Source organism: Aeromonas piscicola (assembly GCF_000820005.1).
In the GTDB taxonomy this organism is placed as follows: Bacteria; Pseudomonadota; Gammaproteobacteria; order Enterobacterales; family Aeromonadaceae; genus Aeromonas; species Aeromonas piscicola.
On sequence record NZ_CDBL01000039.1, the window covers coordinates 150,099 to 150,424 of the forward strand.

Below are 326 nucleotides of genomic sequence, written 5' to 3' on the forward strand. Positions count from 1 at the left end.
GGGAGCCACTGGCTCCCCTTTTGCTTGCGCGGGAGCCTGATGGGCGCCCGGCGCTATCGCTGTCCATCCCATGCGCGGCAGGTCTGGCGCAGCCGTCGCTGCAGTTGCTGCCAGACTCGCTGCCGTTGTCTCGGGGAGAGGGGGGCGTAGCGCCAGCGTCGATAGAGCCAGGCGCAGCGTGCCAGCGGTCGCGCCAGCAGAGGGACAAGGGAGCCGAGTCGCGCGCACCAGCTGGCCAGACTCTCCCCCTCGGCGGGTTGCCACCCCTGGCGGGCGGCACGCCGGCGCAGGGGGCGCCACAGCCGTTGTTGCGGCGGCGCCCGCCC

Annotated in this window: 1 protein-coding gene; it reads right to left on the minus strand. The window is 73.9% G+C overall.

Annotated features, from left to right (window positions below; translation table 11 throughout):
• Positions 1-53 precede the first annotated feature (53 nt).
• The coding region (locus BN1128_RS24585; RefSeq protein WP_156140161.1) for a DUF4129 domain-containing protein at positions 54-326 on the minus strand (273 nt) is incomplete at its 5' end.